19 protein-coding genes are annotated in these 22,172 nt (G+C 62.6%); 3 read left to right on the forward strand and 16 right to left on the reverse strand.

Features of this window, described 5'->3' with window-relative positions:
- Window positions 1–198: 198 nt before the first annotated feature.
- The 12 genes from ACWGPT_RS15830 to coxB all read right to left on the reverse strand — a co-directional run bounded on the left by ACWGPT_RS15830 (window position 199) and on the right by coxB (window position 15,355).
- Window positions 199–1,119, reverse strand: coding sequence for a DMT family transporter (locus tag ACWGPT_RS15830; protein WP_452606575.1), 921 nt, complete (start codon window positions 1,117–1,119; stop codon window positions 199–201).
- A gap of 22 nt (window positions 1,120–1,141) precedes the next feature.
- On the reverse strand, window positions 1,142–2,344 hold the full coding sequence (locus tag ACWGPT_RS15835; RefSeq protein WP_452606576.1) for a mandelate racemase/muconate lactonizing enzyme family protein: 1,203 nt from the start codon (window positions 2,342–2,344) through the stop codon (window positions 1,142–1,144).
- A 28-nt stretch (window positions 2,345–2,372) separates the two neighbouring features.
- Window positions 2,373–3,005 carry a 2-dehydro-3-deoxy-6-phosphogalactonate aldolase gene (locus tag ACWGPT_RS15840; protein WP_452606577.1) on the reverse strand — a complete coding sequence of 211 codons (633 nt, stop codon included), beginning with the start codon at window positions 3,003–3,005 and terminating at the stop codon, window positions 2,373–2,375.
- Window positions 3,006–3,016: 11 nt separating this feature from the next.
- Window positions 3,017–3,946, reverse strand: a complete 930-nt coding sequence (locus ACWGPT_RS15845; RefSeq protein WP_452606578.1) for a 2-dehydro-3-deoxygalactonokinase — start codon at window positions 3,944–3,946, stop codon at window positions 3,017–3,019.
- Window positions 3,943–4,713, reverse strand: coding sequence for an SDR family NAD(P)-dependent oxidoreductase (locus ACWGPT_RS15850; protein WP_452606579.1), 771 nt, complete (start codon window positions 4,711–4,713; stop codon window positions 3,943–3,945). The genes ACWGPT_RS15845 and ACWGPT_RS15850 overlap by 4 nt, the downstream gene beginning before the upstream one ends.
- A 142-nt stretch (window positions 4,714–4,855) precedes the next feature.
- Complete coding sequence (locus tag ACWGPT_RS15855; protein WP_452606580.1) at window positions 4,856–6,361, reverse strand: methyl-accepting chemotaxis protein; 1,506 nt, start codon at window positions 6,359–6,361, stop codon at window positions 4,856–4,858.
- Between the two features lie 219 nt (window positions 6,362–6,580).
- Window positions 6,581–6,865 carry a hypothetical protein gene (locus ACWGPT_RS15860; protein WP_452606581.1) on the reverse strand — a complete coding sequence of 95 codons (285 nt, stop codon included), beginning with the start codon at window positions 6,863–6,865 and terminating at the stop codon, window positions 6,581–6,583.
- A 104-nt stretch (window positions 6,866–6,969) separates the two neighbouring features.
- The gene (locus tag ACWGPT_RS15865) at window positions 6,970–9,663 is read right to left on the reverse strand and encodes a bifunctional diguanylate cyclase/phosphodiesterase (protein WP_452606582.1); all 2,694 of its coding nucleotides are present in this window, start codon (window positions 9,661–9,663) and stop codon (window positions 6,970–6,972) included.
- A gap of 141 nt (window positions 9,664–9,804) precedes the next feature.
- Entirely contained in the window at window positions 9,805–11,556 is a 1,752-nt protein-coding gene (locus ACWGPT_RS15870; RefSeq protein WP_452606583.1) for a SulP family inorganic anion transporter, read from the reverse strand.
- 204 nt (window positions 11,557–11,760) lie between these two features.
- Complete coding sequence (locus ACWGPT_RS15875; protein WP_452606584.1) at window positions 11,761–12,114, reverse strand: hypothetical protein; 354 nt, start codon at window positions 12,112–12,114, stop codon at window positions 11,761–11,763.
- Complete coding sequence (gene ctaD, locus ACWGPT_RS15880) at window positions 12,111–14,624, reverse strand: cytochrome c oxidase subunit I (protein WP_452606585.1); 2,514 nt, start codon at window positions 14,622–14,624, stop codon at window positions 12,111–12,113. Before ctaD ends, ACWGPT_RS15875 begins: the two co-directional genes overlap by 4 nt.
- The gene (coxB, locus tag ACWGPT_RS15885; protein ID WP_452606607.1) at window positions 14,621–15,355 is read right to left on the reverse strand and encodes a cytochrome c oxidase subunit II; all 735 of its coding nucleotides are present in this window, start codon (window positions 15,353–15,355) and stop codon (window positions 14,621–14,623) included. The genes ctaD and coxB overlap by 4 nt, the downstream gene beginning before the upstream one ends.
- Between coxB and ACWGPT_RS15890 the strand changes: the two genes are divergently transcribed.
- Window positions 15,350–15,850 carry a DUF2231 domain-containing protein gene (locus ACWGPT_RS15890; RefSeq protein ID WP_452606586.1) on the forward strand — a complete coding sequence of 167 codons (501 nt, stop codon included), beginning with the start codon at window positions 15,350–15,352 and terminating at the stop codon, window positions 15,848–15,850. The genes coxB and ACWGPT_RS15890 overlap by 6 nt on opposite strands.
- Here the strand turns inward: ACWGPT_RS15890 and ACWGPT_RS15895 are convergent.
- Window positions 15,828–16,328, reverse strand: coding sequence for a CopD family protein (locus ACWGPT_RS15895; RefSeq protein ID WP_452606587.1), 501 nt, complete (start codon window positions 16,326–16,328; stop codon window positions 15,828–15,830). The two genes, ACWGPT_RS15890 and ACWGPT_RS15895, sit on opposite strands and share 23 nt — an antisense overlap.
- 303 nt (window positions 16,329–16,631) lie before the next feature.
- Here ACWGPT_RS15895 and ACWGPT_RS15900 point away from each other — a divergent pair, with 303 nt between their 5' ends.
- Together ACWGPT_RS15900 and ACWGPT_RS15905 are read left to right on the forward strand one after the other, a co-directional pair.
- Window positions 16,632–17,066: a DUF3775 domain-containing protein gene (locus tag ACWGPT_RS15900; RefSeq protein ID WP_452606588.1), complete on the forward strand. Its 435-nt coding sequence runs from the start codon at window positions 16,632–16,634 to the stop codon at window positions 17,064–17,066.
- Window positions 17,067–17,121: 55 nt separating this feature from the next.
- Complete coding sequence (locus tag ACWGPT_RS15905; protein ID WP_452606589.1) at window positions 17,122–17,772, forward strand: phosphoribosyltransferase; 651 nt, start codon at window positions 17,122–17,124, stop codon at window positions 17,770–17,772.
- 109 nt (window positions 17,773–17,881) lie between these two features.
- On the opposite strand, the gene gdhA is transcribed toward ACWGPT_RS15905, so the two are convergent.
- From gdhA to ACWGPT_RS15920, 3 genes are all read right to left on the reverse strand, one after another.
- On the reverse strand, window positions 17,882–19,243 hold the full coding sequence (gene gdhA / locus ACWGPT_RS15910) for an NADP-specific glutamate dehydrogenase (protein WP_452606590.1): 1,362 nt from the start codon (window positions 19,241–19,243) through the stop codon (window positions 17,882–17,884).
- A gap of 195 nt (window positions 19,244–19,438) precedes the next feature.
- Complete coding sequence (locus ACWGPT_RS15915) at window positions 19,439–20,968, reverse strand: bifunctional aminoglycoside phosphotransferase/ATP-binding protein (RefSeq protein WP_452606591.1); 1,530 nt, start codon at window positions 20,966–20,968, stop codon at window positions 19,439–19,441.
- Between the two features lie 34 nt (window positions 20,969–21,002).
- Window positions 21,003–21,833, reverse strand: a complete 831-nt coding sequence (locus tag ACWGPT_RS15920; RefSeq protein ID WP_452606592.1) for a universal stress protein — start codon at window positions 21,831–21,833, stop codon at window positions 21,003–21,005.
- Between the last annotated feature and the right edge of the window lie 339 nt (window positions 21,834–22,172).

The following is a 22,172-nucleotide window of genomic DNA, read 5'->3' on the forward strand; positions in this document are numbered from 1 at the left end:
GGACCTGACAGGCCGCATTCCGGGCGGCCCTTTCTTCGAAGCCCACAGTCCTCGCGACTGTGGGCTTTTTTCATTCCGCACAGGGGCATTGGCACCGCTGGCGCGGAGCATCTCAGGTATCGGCAGCTCTACGTGCGGGCAGAGAAAAAGGCCGCCCCATGGGGACGGCCTCGACAACTGCGCCAACTGGAAAGGAGATCAGGCGATCTCCAGGGGCTCCGCCTCCGACCGCTTCTTCACCATCTGTTCCCGGATGAAGATGAAGAGACCGGACGCAATGATAAGCACGGCACCTATCATCATCGTCAGGCGGGGCGTGTCGCCGAAGAACATCCAGCCGAAGATGACCGCGTAGAGCAGGAGCGTGTACTGCAGCGGGGCGACGGTAGCTGCATCGGACATCTTGAGCGCGCGGTTAACGAGCATGTGTGCGGACATCGCCACGACCCCCAGCAGGCAGAGCAGGAAGACATCCGTCGCGGACTGGATCGGGGACCAGTCGAACGGCGCGAAGATCAGTCCCGCAATGCCCGCGGCCCCGGTCTGGAACAGCACGAGGGTCGTGTCGGGCGTGCCACGCAGGAAGCGTCCGGAAATCATCATGAAAGCGAAGGCAGCGCTGCCGATGATGGAGATGATCGCCGGCAGGCTGAACATGGCGCTCGACGGCTCCAGCGCGATGATGACGCCGATGAAGCCGACGGCGATTGCCGTCCACCGGCGCCAGCCGACGCTTTCGCCCAGCAGCAGCGGAGAAAGTGCTGCGACGTAGATCGGGGCCGCGAGCCAGAACGTCATCACGTCGGCGAGCGGCAGATACATGACGGCGTAGTAGAAGCAGAATACCTCCCCCGTCGAGAAGATTACGCGGGCAAGCTGCATGCCCTTTCGTTCGGCGCCAACGATGGGAGCAAGCCCCGCCTTCCACAGCAGCGGCGAGAGAATGAGAAGCGCAGCCACGCTGCGGATGAGGATGACCTGTCCCAGCCCGTAGGAAGCCACCAGCCATTTGCCCATCGCGTCGTTAAGCGCAAACAGCAGCATTCCGAGCAACATGACCAACGGCCCTGCTGCAGACGAGACTCCGATACCGGCCGCAGCCGAAGTGATCTTCGTCATTATTCCTCCCAAAAATGATGTGTCAGATGGTTGACGCGTCCGAGAACCGACGGCTGACCGTGAAGGCCTTGTCGAGCTCCGGATGCAATTCCATGCCGAGGCCGGGGCCGGGCGGCACCGTGATCATGCCGTTCTTCACTTCCGGCAGGGCCGTCACCAGATCCCTGTACCAGGTCTTGTAGAACGCGCGGACGCTTTCCTGGACGAGTGCGTTCGGCGCGTTGAGCGACAGGTGGGTCGAAGCGCACAGAACCACCGGGCCGGTACAGTCGTGCGGCGCCACGGGAAGGTGCCAGGCTTCCGCCATGGATGCGACTTTCCGGGCTTCCGAAAGGCCTCCGCACCAGGAAATGTCGAGCATGACAATCCCTGCGGCTCCCGTTTCCAGGTAATCGCGAAAACCCCAGCGGGTCGCCAGGGTTTCGGAGGCCGAAATCGGTGCCGGCGAAACGTCCGCATAGCGTTTCAGGCTGGACAGGCTGTCCATCTTGATCGGGTCTTCATGCCAGAAGGTCTGGTAGGGGGTGAGCGCCTTGGCGATCTGCATCGCCGGCAAAAGCTGCCACATCGAGTGGAATTCCACCATGATGTCGATCTTGTCGCCGACGGCCTTGCGGATCTTCTCGAAAGGCTCAAGGGCGAGCTTAAGGTCGGGCATTGAAATATACTGGCCGCGCGTCTTCTCCGCCGCCGCATCGAAAGGCCAGATCTTCATCGCCGTAATGCCGTCGGCGAGAAGTGATTCCGCCAGTTCGTCGGCTCGGTGGAGGAAGCCGTTGAGGTCGTCATAGTCAGTGCCGCCGGCAAGACCGTAGTTCGCCGTCGTCTGGCCGGTGCTCTTCTTTATGTACTCGGTGCCGGCGCAGGTGTTGTAGGTGCGTATTTCCTTGCGGCTGAACCCGCCGAGCAACTGGGCGATCGGCTGGTTCGTCGCCTTGCCGAAGATATCCCACAGCGCGATGTCGAAGGCCGAATTGCCGCGAACCTCGGCGCCGGAAGAGCGAAAGCCGATATAACCGACTAGTTCGCTGGCAAGCAGGTCGATCTGCAGCGGGTCACGGCCGAGGACGCGTGGTGCCACGTATTCGTGCAGGTAGCTTTCCACCGTCTCCGCGCCGAAAAAAGTTTCGCCGAGGCCGGTTATGCCCTCATCCGTGTGCACGAGGACCCAGAGGAGATTGCTGCGTTCCTCGATGCGGACCGTTTCGAGCCTGGTGATCTTCATGATGATTTCCTGTTCACGCGAGGCGTGCTTAGTTCGACAGAGCGGCGTCGTAGGCGGCGATCGTACGCTGTGCCCGCTCGAGAACTTCAGCAGCACTCATCCCCGTCTTGTAGAGACTGGAGCCGAGACCGAAGGCCGTGATGCCGGCCTCAACATATTCTGCGAAGTTCTTCTCCGAGACGCCGCCCACCGCGGCGATGGTCAGATCCTTCGGCAGGACCGCCCTGATCGCGGTAATACCGGAAGGACCGAGCACGCTGGCGGGGAAGAATTTCAGGCCCGTCGCTCCAGCGGCAGCGGCGGCGAGCGCTTCTGTCGGGGTAAAGACCCCGGGGAGTGTCACCATGCCCCGCGCTGCCGCGGCCTGGATCACGGCAGGGTCGACATTCGGGCTGACCATCAGCCTGCCGCCGGCACCTTCAAGCCGTGCCACGTCCTCAACCTTCAGGACCGTGCCCGCGCCGATCAGGCAGCCTGCAGGCGCCAGCCTGGCGGCGATCTCGATCGACCGGAAAGGATCGGGCGAGTTCAGCGGAATTTCGATGGCCGTGAAACCGGCCTCGATAAGGCTGCCCACGACCGATTCTGCTTCCTCCGGCTTCAGACCTCTCAGGATTGCGACCAGCGGGTAGGCCATGTCAGGGAAGGGAATGCGCGTCATCGGGGTGTCCTTTACGGATGAATGGGCAGGATCTGACGCGCTGCGGCAGACAGCCCGGTACGGACAGCCTCGTCCGCATCGATTGTGGTGAACGGTAGCGAGAGGGTCGAGAAGGCACCCTCGTAAAGGCCCCGGAGCCGCCCGGAAGCGACGAGGCGGATCGAGGCGGGCCTCGACCCGGACGATGAAAGACCGCCAGCGATCTCGGCCCCGATCAGCGTCCCCGACAGGCGGGCCGCGGAATCGGTCGGAGCCAGTCCGGCAAGCAGCATGCCGGAGCGGACCGTGAAGAGGAGGTTGGTAAGGCGCTGCGGCGCTTCGAAGGCGGTCCGCACCGCCTCGGTGAACGCGGGTCGATCGCCGGCGAAGGGCTCTGCGTCCGCGAGCGAATGCGAAAGCACGGAATGCTTCGAGACGACGTCGAAAAGCTCACCGGTCATGTAGGTAGAGAAGCCCTTCACCGTCTCGCCGCTCACCCGCACCCATTTGGAATGCGTGCCGGGCATGCAGACCGCCTGGTCGTCGGATTGGCCCGCTCCGTCGAGCGCTCCAAGCAGTTGTGTCTCCTCGCCGCGCATCACGTCGGGAGCGCCTGAATCCCGCTGCGCAAGCCCGGGCAGGATGAAGATCTTGCGGGTTTCCACCGGGGCCCTGACGGCGCCGGACAGGACGGCGGGAAGAAGGGCCGGGACGTCGACATAGCCGGCCTCGATCCAGCCCTGACGGGCTCCTGCCATGCCGCAGACGATCGCCGGCAAATCCGCCCGTGCCCCGGCTGCCTGCAGGTGGTTATCGAGCACGTTGGCGAAGCCGGTTCCCGCGGCGGAGGTCATGCCTTCGCCGCTACGACGCTCGGCGAGCACGTTTCCGGCGGCGTCCATCACCCAGAGGCGGAAGCTGCTGGTGCCCCAGTCGACTGCAGCATAGGCGGGCAGGGTCAAAGCAATCCTCCGTCAATAATCATGGTTTGAGCCGTCATACCGGCCGAGGCCGACGAGGCCAGAAACAGGCAGGGGCCGACAAGATCGGCTTCGGTCAAGGCTCGCTTCAGGCACTGTCGTCCGACGGTCTCGGAAATTCCCTCTTCCGTCAGCCAGAGGCGCCTTTGGCGCTCGGTGACGATCATGCCGGGGAGGATCGCATTCACCCGGATACCCTGAGGCCCGAGGCGACCCGCGAGACTTTTCGTCAGTCCGATTATGCCCGCCTTGGCGGCCGCATAGGAGGGGAGGCCACCCATGTTGAGCAGGTATGAGATCGACGAGAAGTTTATGATCGCAGCGCCGCTTTCCTGGCGGAGAGAGGGAAGCGCGGCCTGGGTCACGAAGAACATCTGCTTCAGATTGACGGCCTGGCTTTCGTCCCAATAGGCTTCCGTGACCTCTTCCACGTCCTGTCGGTCGTCCCAGCCCGCATTGTTGACGAGCACGGACATGGAGCCAAGCAGCGCGGTTGCCTGCCGCACCGCCTCTTGTGCCTGCTCGACGCGTCTCAAATCGGCCCTGACGAAAGTGACCGGATGCTCTGAGCGGCGGGACAAGTCATCCGCCAGTTTCCGGCTCGGTTCCTCGGCAACGTCGATGAATGCGACCTTGGCGCCCTGGGCGGCAAAGCCGGCCGTCAAGGCGGCGCCGATGCCCGAACCGCCGCCGGTTACGAGGACACCCTTTCCGGAAAGATCGGGATGTTGGACAAAAGGTGCGGACAAGGCTGCCCTTCCTGTCGACGCTGCTTGGTCAGTTGGCGCTGTTCTATGCATCCGGTATCCAAAATACAAGAAGCCTCCATCCAGAGGCTTCCTGATCTTTTCACCCGTCTTATCGCCCGCCTCCGGAGGGGCGGCGGATGCGTCAGGCCGCCTTTCCTACCCGCGTGGGCCGAGACGCGTCCCTCGGCGTTCCGGTGATGCGGAAGCGTCCGACCAGCGCCGCCAACCGTCCGCTGATTGCCGAAAGGCTCTCCACGGACGCATTCGCCTCTTCCATCAAGGCGGCATTCTGCTGCGTGATCTGATCCATGCTCCGCACGGCCGAGTTGATTTCCCCGATGCCGGAAGCCTGTTCTTGCGCCGATTGCGTCAGCGACGCGATGTTCTCGTTGATCGAGCCCACCCGCTTGCCGATGGAGCTCAGCGATTCTCCCGTGAGGTTGACCAGATCGACGCCGCGCTTCACGTCCGCGGAGGAGCGATCAATCAATTCCTTGATCTCCTTTGCCGCCGCCGCAGAACGCTGGGCCAGTTCGCGGACTTCCTGGGCGACGACGGCAAAACCCTTGCCCTGTTCGCCGGCGCGCGCGGCCTCGACCCCGGCATTGAGTGCCAGCAAATTGGTCTGGAAGGCGATTTCGTCGATGACGCCGATGATCTGGTTCATCTTCTGCGAGGAGCTTTCGATATCGACCATTGCGGCAATCGCCTCCCTGACGATCTCGCCCGACTTGACCGTCTCGGATTCCGATTCCTGGACGACGGCCTGGACCTCCCGGACCCGCTTGGCAGATTGGCCGGAGATCGTGGTGATCTGTTCCAGCGCCGCTGCGCTCTCCTCGAGCGCGGAAGCCTGATGTTCGGTCCGCTTGGCCATGTTGTCGGTGGCAGATGCTATGCCATCGACCTCCGCGCGGACCTCCTCGACGGATCGGTTGATCTCCTGCATGGCAGCCTCAAGGGCCGCTACCGACTCGTTGAAATTCATCTTCAGGGGGTCGAAGCTGGGAGCAAGCTGTTCCCGTACCTCAGAGGTGAGGTCGCCTTCTGCGAGCTTCGAAAGAACTGCGGCGAGCGCCGAGAGGGCGGTATCCTGTTCGGCCTTGGTGGCCTGGCGTTGAGCTTCCAGTCTGTTGCGCTCCTCCGTCAGGGCATCGAGATAGACGGTGATCGCGTAATCCATATCGACCAGGGCAGCCTTGGTGACGGCCGCAAGGTCGTTCGTCAGCTTCTCGGCCTTGCGACCGTGCAGGAAGCCCTTCAGTTCCTCATGAACGACCGCCTTGATGATCTGTTCGAGGATGAGTGCATAGCCGCCGATATACCAGCGGGGCTCCAGGCCGATGCGGGCGTGGGTCTTCCCCACGCTCGTCACGCCATCGACGTAATCGTCTCGGTACTTCCCGGAGGCGATCAGGCCCCAGTGCTTTTCCTGCCGGGACTTAGCATGCGTGACGTGAGACTTGTCCTTGAAGAACCGGGCCGTATGCGGGTGACGGGTGATCTTCTCATAGAAGGTGTCGAGTGCGCCACCCAGTACCCGGCTGATGAGCGGCTGGATGCCGGAGAGGCTGCGCAACTGCGCGGCGTCGAGACCGACGAACTGCAGTCTGTCCTGGAGATCGGTTGATGTGCGGTGGTCTTGCATGAGGCCTCTGCCGGATTTTTTTTGTTATGCGCCATCGAGGCGGTTCCCGTTACATTTGGCAAGGTGTGATTAATTTAGTGTTAGCGACTGGTTACCGAACAGGCAGAGTTCGGAGCGATTGATGAAAGTCGATGCAGCCGGATTCCCGGGTCCGAGAACGTGCTGATCCGGGCTCTCAGAGTTTAGGTTTTGTGAAGGAAGTCACGCCAAGCTGGTGTCTCAGTACGAATCGTTCCAGTTTGACGAGTAGACATGGCCCTCCTTCAATTCCCGTCTCATCGCCGCGCAGCCGACATCCGCCGATGCGCAGCGACCCTTCGCGACCTCCACGGTGAGAAAGCGAACCAGTTCTGGCGCACCGAAATGTCCCGATTTGTGGCAGCCCTTCGCCAGGTCGGCGCGTGCGAAGCGGAAATATCGCATCAGGCGCAATCGTTCATGAATGCGGTCCAGCTTGAGCTGCAGGCGGGCTTCGCCAGCGAATCCATGGGATAAAATCACCACGTCGGGAGTAGCGGTCTTCGGCCGCCTCTCGATGAGCGCGGTATTCGCCGGCGCGACCCGGCCCGTCGGTCCGTCGCTACCGGGTTACTCGGAGCGATACTCGCTTATACGCTTCGCAGGTTCGCAGGCTTCCTGACCGGCGGGTGGCGCAGCTGCCACTCCTTGGCGAACGTCATGAGATCGGCAGACGACATCGGGCGCGCGAACGCGTAGCCCTGCAAGGTCTGGCAACCCAGTTCCCTCAGAATCTCCGCATGGGTCATCGTCTCGACGCCCTCGGCAACGATGCCGATTCCGAGCGAGCGTCCGATCTCGATGATCGAGGCCACCAGTCGCCGCTGAGATTCGGAAACGTCGATCGGCGCGACCAGCTTCCGGTCGATCTTCAGGCGGTGCGGTGCAAGTTCCAGCAAGCTCACGATGGACGCATGTCCGGAGCCGAAATCGTCGATTTCCACCTGGACGCCGCGCTCCTTGAGCTGGCGTATGGCGGCCTTCAGGTCTTCTTCCTGATCCTCGAACGAAATCGATTCCAGCAGTTCGAAGGCAAGCGTGTGGGTCTCGATCGGCAGCGACTCCAGCATACCCAGAAGCGTTGGATCTTTCAGCCGCTGTGCGGAGATGTTTACCGAAAGCTTCGGAATATCGATGCCCTGGGTGCGCCAGCGGGTCATCTGGAACAGCGATTTCTCAAGGATCAGCCTGTCGATCTCGGCCACCCGGCCAAGAGCTTCGGCGACTTCGAGAAACTTGTCGGGGGTCAAGATGCCCTTGGTAGCATGGTCCCAGCGGGCGAGGGCCTCGACGCCGTTGATCGCAAGCGTCTGGGCGTCGAACTGCGGCTGGAAGAAGGGAATGAACGCATCGCATTCGAGGGCTCTCAGCAACTCGTCCGCCGTTCGCTTCGTTTCGATCGTGACCGCCCGCAGGTCGTCCGAGAAAATCTCGACGCGATTGCGTCCCTTCTTCTTGGCCTCGTAGAGAGCGATATCGGCGTTCATCAAGAGCTGGGACGGCGTCTCGCCGGCCATGGTCTGGCATGCGATGCCCGCGCTGCAGCCGATACGGATTTCCTGGCCCTCGATTTCGATCGGGCGCGCCAGCCTCAAGACGATCTCCAGGGCAACCTCCTGCGCCCGAGGAGCCGGGTCCGGGCCGCATGTCACAACGACGAACTCGTCGCCGCCAATTCGCGATATGACCTCTTCCGGTCCGATAATTTCGCGCAGGCGCCCGGTCGCGACCTTCAATACCTCGTCGCCCGTACCGTGCCCCAGCGTGTCGTTGACATGCTTGAAGTGGTCCAGATCGATGTGAATGAAAGCAAGTTTCTGGGAAAGGTCGGACGTATCAGCCGTGACCATGAACTGGTCGAGAAACCGCCTGTTGGGCAGGCCCGTCAGTGCGTCGTGCAGGGATTGATGTTCGAGGATGCGGCGGGTTGTCCTCAGCTGCCGGTTCTGTTCCTCGGCCTTCGCCTGAGCCGTCCGCAACTCGACCTGCATGGCGACGTCATCGGTGACATCCCAGTTCGCGCCGACCACGCGCTTCGTGCCATCCGCCGCGTTCTCGACCGCGCCATGCGCGCGAATGTGCCGGATCTCTCCCGAAGGCAGGACGATCCGGAAATCCTTCAGATAGGGGATCTGGTGTTCGACGGAGCCTTGGAATGCGGCTTTGGCCTCGGCCAGGTCATCGGGGTGAATCTTGTCCGCCCAATCCTGGAACGATCCCCGGTTGTTTTCGTGCGGCTGGCCATAGAGGTCGCACATATAGGAGTCCCACAGCAGGCTGTCGGTGTCGGGGTGGTATTCCCAGACGCCGATCCTGGAGGCCTCCAGCGCCAGTTGCAGCCGGCGGGACAAGACTTCCAGGCGCTCTTCACGTTCCCTCAGCAGGAGGTGGCTTCGGTTTCGCTGCTGCATCAAGAGGCCAGCCCAGACAAGCGGTGCAACCACGAAGAAGGAGGCAAGTGCCGCGAACATTCGGAACCTGGCCATATCGGCCGGCTCGTGGGTCCAGCCGCCTTTGGGAACGGCCGCGAGATACCAGCTGTCGTATCCGAGATCGATGGCGGCCGTCACCGGGTCTTGCGAAAGCAGGTCCGCCCGACCGAAGAAGACATCACTGCCTTGCGGTACCGGGCGGCGCGAGATTGCGATTTCGAGCGTCTGTGATGGCGAATTGAGGTTACTGTCCAGGTAGAGCCGGTCGAGGTCGATAACCGCGGAAACGACCCCCCAGAAGCGGTTGGAGCTCAGCGAGAACACGGGATAGCGAGCGATCAGCCCTCGCCCACCCTGCACGAGCGCGACAGGACCGGTGATCATGACCGTACGACGGGCGACCGCCTCCGCCGCCGGGTCGCGCTGAGAAGGCGTCTCCATGTAATCGAGGCCGATGGCCGTCTTGTTCAGATCCTCAGGGTAGGTCATGCGGATCACGAAGTCCGGCGCGCCCGCTACGCTGCTAAGCTGGGACGGGACGGCGAAGATCCGTTCCGCGATCGTCGAGAACCGCTGCTGGCTCATATGCGGATCGGCTGCGACAGCGGTAACAAGGCCGTGCACGAGATTGACGTTGCCACGGACATTGGTCTCAAGTCTCGAGACGGTGTCGGCCAGTTGCTGCGATGCCTTTGCGCGCTGGTTTTCGCGATGATGCGCGAGCCGGTCGGAATCGGAGCGCGCGAAGCCGATCAGTACTGTCGTGATCGCCAGCAGGGCCGGGACATAGTAAGTCCACCCCGATCGTTTGCGGGGTGTGTGGTGGGGGCGATGGGTAGGCCATAAATGCATAGGCTGAATCCGGCAGTTGATCTGCAATTTCCCCGATAAACTTTAAGATATTCTATCGCCTCCATGCCAAGGAGCGCGGACCGGAGCCGCTCGACCTGCGCCATGCCCAGGAATGGCCGCGCGCTCCCGTCGGCTAAGCGATCAGGAGGAAGAGGCGGTCTGGACGGGGTTATTGCCGGCGTCCATGGCTTCCCGCTCCAGGGCAGCGAGGGCCTTTTCGATGGTCGCCTCGAAGCGAACCATGGGGGGCCGGATCCCCTGCGCGCGCAGTTCTTCACGGAGCCCATCGGTCGTGCCTGTCAGCATGATGGTCAGTCCTCTCCTGTGAGCCTTGTGAGCGAGATTCTCAATCGTGTTGGCTGCGGTGGAATCGATGAAGGGGACGGCTTCGAGATCGATGATCAGCGCACGGTGACGATCGGAGATACGATCGAGGACAGCGCCGATCGAGGCTGCGGCGCCGAAGAAGAAGGCCCCAGAGATACGATAGATCATGATGTCCGGATCGCTCGCGACCGCCTTGTCATAGGCAACCCCTGCCGCCTTGCCGCTATCGGCCTCGTCTTCCGCGACGAACGGAGGATGGGCATGGACCGCCGTGGTCTGCGACATGCGGTGGATGAAAAGCGCCGAACCGAGGGCAAAGCCGGCGACGATCGCTTCCGTCAGGTCACGGAAGATGGTCAGCAGGAACGTGACAAGCAGAACGGCCGCGTCTCCCCTGCTCGCGGTAATCAGAATCCAGAATGCCTGCTTCTCGAACATATTCCAGGCCACGACCGCAAGCACGCCTGCGAGGCTTGCCAAAGGGATATAGCTCGCCAGCGGCGCTGCAATCAGGATGAACATCAGAAGGAAAACCGCGTGCAGCATTCCTGCGACCGGTCCATGAGCGCCTGAGCGAACATTGGTGGCGGTGCGGGCGATCGTGCCCGTCACGCAGAAGCCGCCGAAGAGAGCGGAGCCGACATTCGCGACGCCCTGGCCTACGAGTTCGCAGTTGGACCGGTGTCGCCGCCCCGTCATGCCGTCCGCCACGACCGCGGACAGGAGGGACTCGATGGAACCTAGAAGGGCGAATGCAAAGGCCGAGGGCAGCACGGCGAGGATCTTCTCGATCGTGATCTCCGGAAGGTCGGGGACCGGCAGCGAGCCCGGTATCCCTCCGAATGCGCTGCCGATCGTGCTGACCGGCAGCGACAGGAAGGCTGCCGCGGCCGTGGTTCCGGCTACCGCTATCAGGAGGCCCGGCCAGTGCGGTCGCCACCGCTTCAGTGCCACGATGACAATGACGGTGGAGGCTGAAAGGGCGATCGTGGCCGGACTTGCCGTCGGCAGGTTCTCCCAGAGAACGGGAAGTTTCTGCAGCAGGGCTCCCGGTTCGGGGACCGAAAGGCTGAGCCCGAGTAGTTCCTTGATCTGGCTTGCGAAAATGACCATGGCTATCCCCGCCGTGAACCCCACGGTCACCGGGTAGGGGATGAACTTGATATAGGTGCCAAGGCGAAGGAGGCCGATCAGCGCGAGGATCAGGCCGGAGATGAAGGTCGCCAGGATCAGCCCATCCATTCCGTGCGCCTGCACCGTCGCCGCGACCAGCACGATGAAGGCACCCGCCGGGCCGCCGATCTGGAACCGGCTGCCTCCAAGTGCGGATACCAGGAAGCCCCCGACGATCGCGGTGTAGAGGCCCTGCGCAGGCGAGGCGCCCGACGCGATGGCAATCGCCATCGAAAGCGGCAGGGCGACGATGGCGACCGTCAGGCCGGCCAGGGCGTCGGCGCGGAGGTGCTCAAGGCGGTAGCCTTCCCGAAGGACCGTGAGGAGCTTTGGCGTGAACAGTTCTGAGAAGGATGGTTCTGCTGATCGGATTGTCGTCACCGGCTGCGTCATTCGTCCTGCGACCTTCGCGATGTTGTCGATCGTCCGCGGTGATTTTCCTACCGACCGTATTCATTCCGCAACGGGACCCGCGTGCCGGCAGGCGTCCGGCCCGTCAGTTGTTCTATTGCTATACCAGTCAGCGTTGCGGCGAGATTGCAACTGCTACCAAAGTAGCGCCGCAATGCGGGACGTCGGAAAATGACGGCTTACCGATCACGTTCCGCAAAGGGTCAGGAAGGCGACGCCGAAGAAAGTGAATGGCGTTGCCACCGCGGCGCCAAGCCAGACATAACGCGAGACCTCGCGGGTGAATTCCGTGGTTTCGTCGGGCTTTTCCGCAGCCCGTCGCCCTGCCCGCTTGTTCCAGCACAGAAGCGTCACGGCGGCGGTACCGAAGGCGGCAAGGATCATCAGGGCCCATCGCAACATCGAATGGGTGTAAGCCAGCGACGAAGCACCGTTCCCGGCCAGATGACAGCCCGTGGCCTGGACGCCGTAGAGCAGCACAAACAGAGTTGCCCAGAGCACGAAGCCCGCCATGATCGAGAGGAGCGGGGACGTGCTCATTCGGATGACCCTCCGAGAAGTGTGGCCAGCAGAATGGGAAAGGCCAGCGCGGTCACGCCGACTGCGGCGCTGTAGCCATGCCACAATTGGCCGATGCGGAGATCGACAAGCCTCCTGGAGGAAACATAACCGTTCCTGACGCGGAAAAGGCCAAAGGAAGAAAGAAGCACGCCGACGCCGCTGTGCAGGGCCGCAAAGGCGAGGACGACGAAGACGCTTGCCACGGCGGCGTGCGCCTGGACCTGCGGCCATGTGATCAGCAGGAGCCAGCCGAACAGCGTGAGGGCGACGAGATGGCAAAGCAGGTTCATCACAAGCAGACCTGCCGCATCGGGTCCCGACCGAACCGCCCTAGTCCCCGTCCATAGGCTGATCGTCAGGGCGACGCCCGCAAGAACAGCGACGAAGGAGGGGTAGCGCGGCATCTCCACCGGCGGCCAGCCGGGAGCGGATATCCAGAGGAACAGTGCGCCGAACAGGAGGGCGATGAAGGCGGTCGCATCCGCGATAAGGGCGAGCGCCATCGCCCACCATGAAGGGGGACGCGAGACCTGCATATGCGGGGGCAGGACAAGACCATGGCCAACGTCGAGATCGCCCAGGTCTTCCCTCTCAGCCGTGTCGCCTGTCCAAAGAAGGAACAGGGCAGCGACCAGAGCGAGCGACAGGGGTGCAATCCAGTAGAACTTGAACAGGAGCGCCAGGAAGAAGCTCCCCGTGGCAAGGGCCGTCATGAACGGCAGAAATGTCTGACGCGGCAGCCGGACGACATGCTCGGCACGGCCTGTGGTGATGTCGACAGCCAGCAGTTCCATGCGTCCGTCCCTCGGCATGCCGAGATAGCCCTCGCCGGCGGCCAGTTGCGGTCCCAGATGATCAGGGTCGAGAAGGTCTGCGCGGCGGTCGATGGAGGGAAGGGATGCGAAGTTATAGGAGGGCGGTGGTGTCGGCATCGCCCACTCCAGGGTTCCCGCCTTCCAGGGATTGCGACGATAGCGGGTTCCGAACCGGAAGAGCAGGATGAAATCCAGCGCGATGAGGGCAAAGCCCATCGTCATCACGAAACTCCCCATCGAGGAGATGAAGTTCAAGGTCTCCCAGCCCGATTCCGGCGGGTATTCGAAGACCCGACGGGGCATGCCGCGCAGGCCCGTCAGGTGCATCATGAAGAAGGTCACGTTGAAGCCGATGAACACCATCCAGAAGGCTGCATGGGATAGATGCTGGAGGGGCTGCCGGCCGCTGATGTGCGGCAGCCAGTAGTAGGCCGCGGCAAGCATGGGGAAGACAAAGCCGCCGACCAGCACATAGTGCAGGTGGGCGACTACGAAATGGGTGTCATGGGCCTGCCAGTCGAAGGGCACCATGGCCAGCATGATGCCCGTCAGACCGCCGATCACGAACACGAAGAAGAAGCCGAAGATGTGCAGCATCGGCACCGAAAAGCGCGGGTGGCCATGGCTGATCGTCGCAAGCCAGGCAAAGATCTGGATGGCGGTCGGCACGGCAACCATCGCGCTTGCGGCAGAGAAGAAGGAAAGCGCCACGTGGGGAATTCCCACGGTATACATATGATGGACCCAAAGCCCGAAGGAGAGGAAGGCCATCGAGACCAGTGCCGCGATGATGATCCGGTAACCGGCAAGCGGAGTGCCGGCGAAGACGGGGAGGATGGTGGAAATCGCGCCCGCGGCCGGCAGGAAGATGATGTAGACCTCCGGATGCCCGAACAGCCAGAACAGATGTTGCCAGAGCAGCGGATCGCCGCCGCGCGTGGGATCGAAGAAGGGCAGCCCGAACGCCCGCTCAAGCTCGAGGAGAATGGATCCGAGGATGAGGGGCGGGAATCCCACAAGCATCATCGTTGCGACAACGAGCATATACCAGGCGAGGATCGGCATCTTGTCGAGCGACATGCCGGGGGCGCGCAACTTGAGGATCGACACGATGAGCTCGATCGCCGCCGAGAGGGCGGAGATCTCGACGAAGGTGACGCCGAGCAGCCAGACGTCGGAGTTGATGCCGGGTGAAAACGTCCCCGAGGATAGCGGCGTATACATGAACCAGCCGCTGTCCGGCGCAACCCCTCCGATAAGCGCCGCAATCAGCATCGTACCGCCGAACAGGTAACACCAGTAGCCGTAGGCGGACATGCGGGGGAAGGCGAGGTCCCTGGTTCCCAGGAGCTTGGGCAGAAGATACATCGCGCCACCTTCGAAGAAGGGAATGGCGAAAAGAAACATCATCACCGTGCCGTGCATGGTGAAGACCTGCGCATACTGCTCGGCATCCATGAACGCGCTCTCGGAGGAGGCGAGCTGCGTACGGATCAGCATGGCCAGCAGGCCACCGATAGCGAAGAAGATCAGTGCCGTGAGCATGAAGCGCTTGCCCACTATATTGTGGTTGACCGCCGTGAGTTGCGCCCATCCGGGCGGCGTCCCCCAGATCCGATCGAGAGCCTTGTGGAGGGCAACGGGAGAAAGGTCGGGCTGTCTGTTCTCCGTCATTTTGTCTCCTGCCGGATGATGGCTGCCGCGTAGTCTTCCTTCGCGTGCGCCTCGACGACGAACCGCATGCCGGCATGCCCGACGCCGCAATATTCCGCGCACTGTCCGCCGAAGCGTCCGGGGCGGTCCGCCCGTATGCGGAGAAATGTCGTGTGGCCGGGGATGGCGTCGATCTTGCCGCCCAGGCGCGGTATCCAAAGACTGTGGATCACATCGTCGCTGGTTACCGCGATTTCGATGGTTGCTCCGGCCGGGATGTGAAGGACATCTTCCGTTGCCATTGCCTGCGAGTTGTCCGGATATCGAAATACCCATGCCCACCGCGTTGCCTGCGCCTCGATCCTGACGGTGTCCCCTGGACGCTCTGCGCCGCCTCGCAGGAGGTATTCACCCTGCCAGAAGGCGTAGAAGGTGAGCGCGAAGAGAATGGGGAGCGGCAGGGCAAGCCCGCCACCGGCGATCCACGACCGCACGGACAGGCGCCTTCCGAAGTTCGGCACGAAGAGCGTCGCAAGGAAGAGACCGACCACGAACAAGAAAAGCATCGCCGAGGCGACGAGCATCACCCACCAGAGCCGCGCGATGGAGGCGGCGGACGGTCCTGCAGGATCGAGTGCAGAAAGATCCCCGGTGCACCCCGACAGACCGGCAATGGCGGCAAGCGAGACCGGGTAGCGGAACCATCGGCACGACCGCCGGATTAACGCCGCAAAAGGAGAACGCGGATGGATGAGACGGAAGACAGTGCCAACCCGGTGATCTCCAAGCTGGAGGAGAAGGACGTCAGTTCCGCGGTCGCCGTCGCCGGTCATCCTCTCCATGCGATGAGCGTGCATTTTCCGATCGCCCTGGTCTTCATTACGCTCGCCATCGACCTGCTGTACTGGTGGTCCGGAGATCCCTTCTGGCTCAGGGCCGGCATGTGGTCGACCGGTGGCGCCTTCTTTTCGGGGATGGCAGCCGGGGCCGTCGGCACCGTGGAATTGCTGTCGGTCGCCGGGATACGCGAGCGCGTCGCAAGTTGGGCCCATGCGATCGCGGCGATGATGCTGATCGCCCTTGCCGGCCTCAACTGGGGCCTGCGCGTCACCGACAGCGCGGACGTCCTGCCACACGGCATCCTCGTTTCGGCATTGGCGGCGGTCATGACGGGCATGGCTGGCTGGCATGGCGGAAAGCTGATCTTCGATCATGGCATCGGGCTCATGGTAACGGCCAAGGACTGAGCGTCCGGACGAGCTCCCGCAGCCCTCCCGGTCGAAGGATGTCCGCGTCCAGTTCAACGCTGAAGACCGGTTTTGCCAGGACGACGAAGAGGATGATCACCACCACCACACAGGTCGCTGCCGTGGCAAATACGAACCGCCAGACCGGATAGACCTCTCCCTCCCGGAAAAGCCGGATGATGACGAGCCCGGTCAGGACGTGAAGGACGACAAGCACGGCGACGAAGAAGAGCTTCACCGAAAACCATCCGGCGAATGTCTGCTGCCCGAAGATCAGGGCGATGCCGCTTCCCACGGCGATGAAGGCTGCGGGCGAGATGACCGCGATATAGCTGAAGCGGACGATCATTTGCAGTTGGTAGAGGGCATGGTCGTCCCGTACATGTGCCCGCTGCACATAAAGTGCGGGGAGACTGACCAGGCCTCCCGCCCAGATCGCGATCGCGGCTATGTGGAGAAATTTCAACGCGGCGATCATCGTCCGCTCCGGACGGAGAGTGAACCAGATGGCACGTATCGCGCCGATCCCACCTTTGTGGGTTTCGAGGCCGGCCCCCGCGCCCCGATCTGAACTGTCGTCCTTGCTGCAATCCCCATGAGAAATGATGTAGCGCTCCGGCTGAAAGCTTCCAGGGCATCTTGGGGCGCCGGTCCTGCACGCAGCAGGACGAAGGCTTTCGATCGCAGACGGGACACATCTTGATTGCCGTCAACGCATCCCGGCCGCGATCAGGATAGGATTTCGGGCGGCAGACAACCCGTTCGAGATCGGAGACGAGGCATGAAACACCGCAGCGATCCTGACCCGGTGCCACTGGAAATCGCCGCCGAGAAAGTCTGTTTCCTGATCATCAAGGCGAGGGAATTCGACGTCAAGGAGGAGCAAGCGGATCCGGACTCCGGCTCCAACGCCACCGACGATGAGGAAATCGACGTTCTCGAGGAGAGCGCGGACGATCCGGTCGAGCAGGAACTGCGCTCGCTGATCAACGATCTGTCGGTCGACGAGCAGATCGATCTCGTCGCGATCTGCTGGCTCGGCCGCGATGAGGGTGATGTGGCTGACTGGACGGACATCCGTTCGCAGGCGGCCGAAGCCCACAATCGCCGGACGGCCAGCTACCTGCTTGGTGACCCGCTGCTCGCGGATCATCTCGCCGAGGGTCTGGCGACCCTGGGATACTCCTGCGAGGATGTGGATCGCGAGTATCTTTGACACGGAAAGACGGGCGGCGGTTCACGACCGTCGCGTCCGTGGGGAGGGCAGCGCGGTGTTCACTGACCGAAACGACGCCGGCAGACAGCTGGGGGCCGCCTTGCTCCCCTATGCCGGTACGCCCGTCGTCCTCTTCGCTCTTGCCCGGGGAGGCGTCCCCGTTGCTCTCGAAGCGGCAAGGGTTCTCGGCGCGCCGCTGCAATTGGAGTTGGTGCGCAAGGTCGGGCTCCCCTCCCCTGAGTTGGCGATGGGAGCCGTGATGGACGGTTATCCACCGGCGGTCGTCCGGAACGAAAACGTTATCTCGCGCCAGCGGATATCGGAGCAGCAATTCGGGGAATGCCTGCAGCGCGAGCTTGAGGAGATCCAGCGCCGTCGTCGTCTCTATCTCATGGACGATGACTCGTACGACCTCCGCGGCAAGACGGCGATAGTCATTGATGATGGTCTTGCGACGGGTGCCACCATGCGGGCGGCCATCAAGGGCCTGCGGGCGCGGCAGCCGGAGAGGATCGTGGTCGCCGTCCCTGTCTCGGCGCCGGACATCCTCCCTGTGATGCATCGCGAGGCCGACGAGGTAGTATGCCTCGAAACCCCATCCGACTTCGGTGCGGTCGGTATGTACTACCGCCACTTCCCGCAGTTGACCGACCAGGAAGTGCTGGAGGCGCTGCGACAGGCTAGGGACTTCAGCCGAGGTGGGTGACCGCCCTTCGGGTCGGTACGGAATACGTCGCGGCTTCGGAACGCCGGCGATGCCGATGTCCTCAAATCGACAGGTTACGCCCGGCAAGTAAATGCCGGGCGTGCTTGCCTCAGATGACGCCGAGAGCGTCCATCGCCTTTGCCACCTTGACGAAACCGGCAATATTGGCCCCGAGAACATAGTCGCCGGGGGCGCCGTATTCCTCGGCGGTGCCCGCGCATGTGTCGTGGATGTTCTTCATGATGACCGCCAGGCGCGCTTCCGTCTGCTCGAAGCTCCAGCTGTCGCGCGAAGCGTTCTGCTGCATTTCCAGCGCCGACGTTGCGACACCGCCGGCATTGGCGGCCTTGCCGGGCGCAAAGAGGACACCGGCTTCCTGGAAGACGCGGATGGCTTCCGGAGTGCAGGGCATGTTCGCACCCTCGCCAAGCGCTATAAGCCCGTTCTTCACCAGCGTCTTCGCGTCGGCGCCGGTGAGCTCGTTCTGGGTCGCGGACGGCATTGCCACGTCGCAGGCGACATCCCAGATGGAGCCGGAATCGGCACTCACGAAGTAGACGCCCTTTCCTTCGCCCTTGGCCCGCAGGTACTCGGAAATCCGGGCGCGGCGAACCTCCTTGATCTCCTTGAGAAGCTTGAGGTCAATCCCGTTCTCGTCGACCACATAGCCGGAACTGTCGGAAATCGCGATCACCTTGCCGCCGAACGACTGGACCTTCTCGACGGTGTAGACCGCGACGTTGCCCGAACCGGAGACCACGACCTTCTTGCTGTCGAAGCTATGACCTTTCGTCGCCAGCATGGACTGGACAAAATAGGTATTGCCGTAGCCGGTCGCTTCCGTCCGCGCGCGGGAACCGCCGTAGAAGAGGGCCTTGCCGGTCAGTACGCCTGCCTCATAGCGGTTGGTCAGACGCTTGTACTGGCCGAACATGTAGCCGATCTCGCGTCCACCGACGCCGATATCGCCGGCGGGTACGTCCGTATACTCGCCGATGTGACGGTGAAGCTCGGTCATGAAGGACTGGCAGAACCGCATGATCTCGCCATCCGAACGGCCGCGGGGATTGAAGTCCGATCCCCCCTTGCCGCCCCCGATCGGCATGCCGGTCAATGCGTTCTTGAAGGTCTGCTCGAAGCCGAGGAACTTGATGATGCCGACATTGACGGAGGGGTGGAAGCGGATGCCGCCCTTGTAGGGGCCCAGCGCCGAATTGAACTGGACCCGGAAGCCGCGGTTGATCTGCACCCGCCCCTCGTCGTCGACCCAGGGCACGCGGAAGATGATCTGGCGCTCCGGCTCGCAGATGCGCTCGATCAGCGCATTCTCGAGATAGCGCGGATGCTTGGCGATCACCCGGCCAAGGCTCTCAAGAACCTCTCGCACCGCCTGATGAAACTCCAATTCTCCGGCATTCCGGCGCAGGACCTCCTGAAGGATCGGCTCCAGTTTCTCATCTACATTGACCATTATTTCCCCATCCACTGCATGCAACGTAAGCAAGTGCACATTGCCATAGCGAAAAACTGCCGGATGTCGATTGAATTTAACCCGGAGGAGCGGAGAAACGCTTCAGGTGACAGCGCGATTCGTCGCACCCCAAAGGGGAGCGGTTGGGGAGAATTGCCCGCAAGCAGAGAGCTTCGATGGCTCGCCATCCAGGCGCTATCGGCTACCGATTGCGGCCAGGATGGCTGCCGAAACGACTTCCACTGACCCGGACGCGTCAATATGCAGCCAGCCCGCGTCGGCGTGGGGTCCTTCCAGCTGTCGGGCAAGGACGCTGGTATCGGCATCGGAGGGTCCGGCCGCCCGCCGGCTCACCCTGTCCCAAAGGACCGAAGGATCGGCCTCCAGCCCGATTCCCCGGAAGGGAGCGCCCGCAAGCCTCGCGACGTCCTCGATCGCCGTCCGATCGTCGGCGCGCTGAAAGACCGCCTCCACCAGTGCGGGAGCGTCCTGCTCCAGTATCCTGCCGGCGATCCGTCCAAGTTCATGATACACCGCCTCCGAGACTTCCGGTCGATAGGCGGTTGCCGGCAACCTCGCTTCGGGAGCCACGCCATGCATCCTCTTTCGTACACGGTCGCTTTCGATGATCCGCGCCCCCGGGCCTATCCCTATATCGCAGGCGATGAATTCGGAAACCGTCGTCTTGCCGGAGCCGCTCAGTCCGCCGATGACAAGAAGTGACGGCAGAGAGGGGCGCAGCAGCTCGAGTGCAAGGTCGTAATAGGAACGTGCCTCGACCGACAGCCTTTCGGCAGCTTCGCCAGCTGCCTCGGAGGCTTGCGTCGCGGTGACATGCGCACGAACGGCGGCGCGTGTCGCCATGAAGAATGGCAGCAATCCGAACCCGCCATCATCCTGCGTCTCGTCCAGGTAACGATTGACCACCAGATTGGCGGACCTTCGCAGGCCGCGGTGCCAGAGGTCCATCAGAAGAAAGGCAAGATCGTAGAGAACGTCGGACGTGGCGATGCGGGAATTGAAGTCTATGCCGTCGAAAAGACGGGGTGCGTGGTCGAAAAGGCAGATGTTGCGAAGGTGGAGGTCGCCGTGGCAGCGCCGGACGCGACCCATCTCGGCTCGGGTGTCCAGAACCTCCGCGCAGTCCTTGAGCCGCTTCCGAAACAGTTCTGTAATCGCTTCGACCTCATCGGCCGAGAAGACGCTGCTTGTCCGGAAACCGGCTTCGTTGATGGTGAAGACCTCGGCCATATTCTGTGAGCCGGTGCCACGGCATATGACCGGCGCAGCCTTGTGAAAGCGAGCGATAGCGCGCGCGGTTTCGCTCAACAGCTCGGGCGTCAGCCTCCCATCGAGCGCCATGCGATCGAACAGGCACTCCTGCGGGAACCGCACCATTTCAACCACCGTATCGAGATGCGTGCCGGTGCCGTCGAAAGCAAGTCCGCCGCCGTCATCCTGCGTAATCCTGCGGATGCCGAGATAGAGCGTTGGCGCCGTGATCCTGTTGAGGGTTACTTCCTCCAGGCAGGCGCGGTGACGAAGCCCGACGGTGGAGAAATCGACATAGGGCAGACGGACAGCGCGCTTCAGCTTGTAGGCGCGGTTGCCCGCAAGGAAGATCTCGGAAATGTGCGTGCGCATCACCTCGACAGGCTCGGACAGCCCATAGGTTCCCGGGTCGCTCAGGAATCCCACGACGCGGCTTTGATCTTCGGCTATCACTGCAGCAAATCCCTTCGACGGGACATCGATCGATCTAGTGAGCCATCAGCACGGGCAGGCTCGCTCCCTGCAGGATCGACGCCGTCACGCCGCCGAATATCCGCTGACGCATCCGCGAATGTCCGTAGGCTCCCATCACCATCAGGTCGGCGCCGATCTCGGAGGCGCGCTGCAACAGGACGGTTTCTGCCGGCAGTCCATCACTCGACAGTCGCTCGACGACGACATTGACGCCATGACGGGCGAGGTAAGCGGCCGCATCGGCTCCCCCGTCCTCTCCGGCTCCCCCATCCAGGGCGTTCAAATCTACGATGACCAGGTGGACCGCCTCGGCATTGGCGAGCATGTCCATGGTCGCGCTCGCGGCGTGAGCTGCTCCGGGCTTGAAGTCCCATGCGAGGAGGACACGCTTCGGCTTCAATGTGACGTCGCCGTCGTCGGATGCCAGCAGCAGGGGGCGGCCCGCCTGAAAAGTCACCGCGTCCACGACCGTCCGCCGGAGATTGGCGAGGTCTGGTCGACCTCTTCCCATGATTGCGAGATCGCTGTGGAGCGCCTTCCGGAACAGAGTGTGCTCCAGGGACGCTCTTTCGGAAAAGACGACTTCCACCTGGTAAGGCAGTCCGGCGGACTGACACTGTTGAACGACACCGCTTCTGATCTGCTCCAGCCGCCGGGATGCGTCGTCGCGACGTTCGATCCAGCCGATCCCGAACGGATGATCGCCGACGGTCGGCGGCTCCGCAATTCCCGCCGCGAACGCTACAAGATACGCGCCGACCTCCGTTGCGGCATCAATCGCAGCGGAAAGATCCTCGTGGGCGCCCTCGCTCCCGATGACCGAGAGGATAGTCTTGATGGCCATGTGGCACTCCCAGCTCCGTTCGTTGAGTAGGGTACTGCTTCTCTGGCGGCCATGATTGGAGTCAATTCGGTCCTACATGGAGCGGTTGGAAGCGGATGCATCAGCCTGATATGGGCCCGCCCTCCTCGAACCAGGATGGAGCCGGCGCGTCATTGCAGAGTGTCACATTTTTTCCGTGCGAGCACCCCAGCTTCTCTCCAAAGCCGAGGGTTCGAGTCTGCCGCTGAGTGTCAATGCGTCCGGATGTCCGATCCGGATACATAGGTAACGGTTTGTACCTAAGACATGGGTGACAACCTCGTGCCGAACGGGTTGTCGATGGTTTGCAAGGTTCTCTGC

The sequence above is a fragment of the Pseudorhizobium sp. NPDC055634 genome, from assembly GCF_053618655.1.

Coding starts and splice junctions, on each gene's coding strand:
- ACWGPT_RS15865 (WP_452606582.1), bottom strand. CDS start 9,663: ATGCATTTATGGCCTACCCATCGCCCCCACCACACACCCCGCAAACGA.
- ACWGPT_RS15840 (WP_452606577.1), bottom strand. CDS start 3,005: ATGACGCGCATTCCCTTCCCTGACATGGCCTACCCGCTGGTCGCAATC.
- ACWGPT_RS15870 (WP_452606583.1), bottom strand. CDS start 11,556: ATGACGCAGCCGGTGACGACAATCCGATCAGCAGAACCATCCTTCTCA.
- ACWGPT_RS15890 (WP_452606586.1), top strand. CDS start 15,350: ATGGATGAGACGGAAGACAGTGCCAACCCGGTGATCTCCAAGCTGGAG.
- gdhA (WP_452606590.1), bottom strand. CDS start 19,243: ATGGTCAATGTAGATGAGAAACTGGAGCCGATCCTTCAGGAGGTCCTG.
- ACWGPT_RS15900 (WP_452606588.1), top strand. CDS start 16,632: ATGAAACACCGCAGCGATCCTGACCCGGTGCCACTGGAAATCGCCGCC.
- ACWGPT_RS15835 (WP_452606576.1), bottom strand. CDS start 2,344: ATGAAGATCACCAGGCTCGAAACGGTCCGCATCGAGGAACGCAGCAAT.
- ACWGPT_RS15895 (WP_452606587.1), bottom strand. CDS start 16,328: ATGATCGCCGCGTTGAAATTTCTCCACATAGCCGCGATCGCGATCTGG.
- ACWGPT_RS15875 (WP_452606584.1), bottom strand. CDS start 12,114: ATGAGCACGTCCCCGCTCCTCTCGATCATGGCGGGCTTCGTGCTCTGG.
- ctaD (WP_452606585.1), bottom strand. CDS start 14,624: ATGACGGAGAACAGACAGCCCGACCTTTCTCCCGTTGCCCTCCACAAG.
- ACWGPT_RS15920 (WP_452606592.1), bottom strand. CDS start 21,833: ATGGCCATCAAGACTATCCTCTCGGTCATCGGGAGCGAGGGCGCCCAC.
- ACWGPT_RS15855 (WP_452606580.1), bottom strand. CDS start 6,361: ATGCAAGACCACCGCACATCAACCGATCTCCAGGACAGACTGCAGTTC.
- ACWGPT_RS15830 (WP_452606575.1), bottom strand. CDS start 1,119: ATGACGAAGATCACTTCGGCTGCGGCCGGTATCGGAGTCTCGTCTGCA.